This window comes from Streptomyces sp. NPDC002785 (assembly GCF_040295565.1).
Taxonomy (GTDB): Bacteria; Actinomycetota; Actinomycetes; order Streptomycetales; family Streptomycetaceae; genus Streptomyces.
This window is the reverse complement of record NZ_JBEOVN010000351.1, coordinates 1-3,665: the sequence shown is the minus strand read 5'-3', so window position 1 is coordinate 3,665 and position 3,665 is coordinate 1. Positions and strand designations below refer to the sequence as shown.

General features: G+C 69.9%; 3 protein-coding genes and 1 pseudogene. All 4 read right to left on the bottom strand.

Going from position 1 to position 3,665, the window contains the following annotated elements; genetic code table 11:
* Positions 1-41 precede the first annotated feature (41 nt).
* Positions 42-1,742, bottom strand: a complete 1,701-nt coding sequence (locus ABTZ94_RS36740; protein ID WP_351207677.1) for a proline--tRNA ligase — start codon at positions 1,740-1,742, stop codon at positions 42-44.
* A gap of 80 nt (positions 1,743-1,822) precedes the next feature.
* Positions 1,823-2,392, bottom strand: a complete 570-nt coding sequence (locus ABTZ94_RS36735; protein WP_351207675.1) for a GNAT family N-acetyltransferase — start codon at positions 2,390-2,392, stop codon at positions 1,823-1,825.
* A 65-nt stretch (positions 2,393-2,457) separates the two neighbouring features.
* Positions 2,458-3,303, bottom strand: a complete 846-nt coding sequence (locus tag ABTZ94_RS36730; RefSeq protein WP_351207673.1) for a GNAT family N-acetyltransferase — start codon at positions 3,301-3,303, stop codon at positions 2,458-2,460.
* A 167-nt stretch (positions 3,304-3,470) separates the two neighbouring features.
* Positions 3,471-3,665 (bottom strand): annotated as a pseudogene (locus ABTZ94_RS36725) (flavodoxin-dependent (E)-4-hydroxy-3-methylbut-2-enyl-diphosphate synthase); the annotation flags it as partial.

Below are 3,665 nucleotides of genomic sequence, written 5' to 3'. Positions count from 1 at the left end.
GGCCCCCGCCGGTGCGGGGGCCTACGGCTTTGCGTTGCGGTTCAGCCCTGAACGGTCAGGCGGGCGATCGCCTCGTCGACCGTGAGCTCCTCGCGCTCGCCCGTACGGCGGTCCTTGAGCTCCAGGACGCCCTCTGCCGAGCGGCGGCCGGCGACCAGGATCTTCGGGATGCCGATCAGCTCGGCGTCGGTGAACTTCACACCGGGCGAGACGCCCGCGCGGTCGTCGACCATGACCCGCACACCGGCGGCGGCGAGCTTCTCGGCGACATCGAGGGCCAGCTCCGTCTGGAGCGCCTTGCCCGCCGCGACGACATGGACATCGGCCGGGGCGATCTCGCGGGGCCAGCACAGCCCCTGCTCGTCGGCGGTCTGCTCGGCGAGCGCGGCGACGGCGCGGGAGACGCCGATGCCGTAGGAGCCCATGGTGACCCGGACCGGCTTGCCGTTCTGGCCGAGCACATCGAGCTGGAAGGCGTCCGCGAACTTGCGGCCCAGCTGGAAGATGTGGCCGATCTCGATGGCGCGGTCCAGCTTGAGGCCGGTGCCGCACTTGGGGCACGGGTCGCCCGCCTCGACGACGACGACGTCGAGGTAGTCGTCGACCTCGAAGTCACGGCCGGCGACGACGTTCTTCGCGTGGGTGCCGGGCTTGTTCGCGCCGGTGATCCAGGCGGTGCCGGCGGCGATGCGCGGGTCTGCGATGTAGCGGACCTTCTCCAGACCCTGCGGGCCGACGTAGCCGCGTACCAGGTCGGGACGGCCTTCGAAGTCCTCTGCGGTGACCAGCTCGACGACGGCGGGCGCTAGGTGCTCGCCGAGCTTGCCGAGGTCGACCTCGCGGTCGCCGGGCACGCCCACGGCGACGATCTCGCCGTCGACCTTGACGAGCAGGTTCTTCAGGGTCGCGGAGGCCGGGACGCCCAGGTGCGCGGCGAGCGTCTCGATGGTCGGGGTGTCGGGGGTGTCCAGCTCCTCGACGGGGCCGTGTGCCGAGCCGTCCACGGGGGTGGCCCTGAAGGTCACGGCCTCGGTGTTGGCGGCGTAGTCGCAGGCGGGGCAGTCGGCGAAGGTGTCCTCACCGGCCGGGGCGGGGGCCAGGAACTCCTCGGAGGCCGAGCCGCCCATCGCACCGGAGACGGCGGAGACGATGCGGTGGTCGAGGCCGAGCCGCTCGAAGATCCGGATGTAGGCGGCGCGGTGCAGCTGGTACGCCTCGACGAGACCTTCGTCCGTGGTGTCGAAGGAGTACGAGTCCTTCATCTGGAACTCGCGGCCGCGCAGCACACCGGCGCGGGGGCGGGCCTCGTCCCGGTACTTGGTCTGGATCTGGTAGAGGATCACGGGCAGGTCCTTGTAGGACGTGATCTGATCCTTGACGACCTGGGTGAAGATCTCTTCGTGGGTGGGGCCGAGGAGGTACTCGGCGCCCTTGCGGTCCTTGAGCTTGAAGAGCAGGTCGCCGTATTCGTCGTAGCGGCCGCTGGCGTCGTACGACTCCTTGGGGAGCAGCGCGGGCAGCAGCACTTCCTGGCCGCCGATGGCGTCCATCTCCTCGCGCACGACGCGGGTGATGTTCTCCAGGACCTTCTTGCCGAGCGGCAGCCAGGTCCAGATTCCGGCCGCCGTGCGACGTACGTATCCGGCCCGGACGAGCAGCTTGTGGTTGAGCGTCTCGGCGTCCGCCGGGTCGTCGCGCAGTGTCTTGATCATCAATCGGGACATGCGCTGGACCTGGGCCATGATGAACTCCTGCTCGGAAGGGTGATGTGCAGGAGGTTAGCCGGGCGGTACGGGTGGGCGGAAATCCATTGGCTTCTTCCCTAGCCCTTGCGACGCAGCGGAAGCGGGGCTCCCATCACGGCGTACGGCTTGGGAGCACTGGGAAAGAGCACCTGCCGGGCCAGGTCCTGGTAGCCGAGACTGCGATACAGACCACGTGCCGGGCTCTCCGTGTCGATCGCGGAAAGGATGGACCGGGGCTGGTCGACGGCGTCCGTGATGGCGGTGATCAGCGCGCGGCCGATGCCGCGGTTCTGGAACTTCGGCAGGACGTGCAGCTCCGTGATGACGAACGAGTCGTCGAGCCAGTGCGCGGAGCCGGTGGCGCGGAGGTAGGGCTCGACGACGGTGGACCACCACTGGCCGCGTTCGTTCGGCATGCCGTAGACGAAGCCGACGAGCCGGCCGCCCGGGGTGGTTGCGCCGAGGGCGCGGGCGCGGGGGTGGTCGAGGTGTCTGAGGACGATGTGGCGCCGTACCTCGATCTCTTCCGGTCCGAGGCCGAAGGCGACAGCCTGCACCGCGAGCGCCTCGTCCACGCGCGCGGCGAGATCGATCGGTCCGATCCGGACGCTGGGAGTGTGGGGACCGCCCCCGGAAACTGCTGCCATGCGCCGACCCTACTGGCCCGGGTGGGGTGGGTGGTACGGGGCAAGTGGCACCGGCCGCCGACCGGTCAGAACAGCACGCTCATGAACGCACCGGCCTCGCGGAAGCCGACCCTGGCGTATGCCTTGCGCGCAGGAGTGTTGTAGTCGTTCACGTACAGGCTGACGACGGGTGCGACATCGGCCAGTGCGTAGCGCAGGACCGCCGCCATGCCGGTCTCGGAGAGTCCTTGGCCGCGGTGTCCGGGGGCGACCCAGACACCCTGGATCTGGCAGGCCTGCGGGGTGGCCGCGCCGATCTCCGCCTTGAAGACGACCCGGCCGTCCTCGATCCGGGCGAACGAGCGGCCGGCGCCGACGAGCTCGGCGACGCGTGCCTGGTAGAGGAGTCCGCCGTCGCCCGCGAGCGGGGAGATGCCGACCTCCTCGGTGAACATCGCCACGCAGGCCGGCATCAGGACGTCCAACTCGTCCTTGCGGATCCGGCGGACCAGGGGGTCGGGGGTGACCTCGGCGGACGGGCTCTCGGTGACCATGAGCGGCTGATGGGCCCGGACCTCGCGGGCGGGGCCCCAGCCGGGTTCGAGGAGCCGCCACAGCTGGGTGGTGGGCTCTGCGGGGCCGACGATCGAGGAGCAGCGGCGGCCGACCCGGCGGGCCCGGTCGGCGAAGGCCCTGACGGCCTCGGGGGTGGCGCAGATCGGTACGAGGTTGGCGCCCGAGTAGCACAGCGAGCGCAGCCGTCCATCGGCGTACCAGCCCCACATCTCGCCGCCGAGGCGCCAAGGATCGAGACCTGCGATCTGGACCCGGGACGTCACGAAGGCATTGGCTACGGGTTCGCTCTCCAGGATGGCGAGAGCGGCGCCGAGGTCGCTGGGTTCGAGGACCCGGGTGGTGGTCTGCGTCAACACGAGGGGGCCTCACCATGCGGTCTGCTGATTTCCGCACTGTACCCAAAGAGGCTCATCGGCGCCGCCCGTGCCCGGGAAGAGCGTCCGCGCAGCACCGTGAGGTCACTCACGACCGCGCCCCGCCGGACAGGGTTCGTCCGGCGGGGCGCGGTGGTGCGAGTCATGGTTCAGCTGATGGAGACCTGGGGCTCGCCCGAGGCGATGCCGTCCTTCTCCATCTGCTCGGCGATCTTCAGAGCTTCTTCGATCAGCGTCTCGACGATCTTCGACTCGGGCACGGTCTTGATGACCTCGCCCTTGACGAAGATCTGTCCCTTGCCGTTCCCGGAAGCGACACCCAGGTCCGCCTCACGGGCCTCACC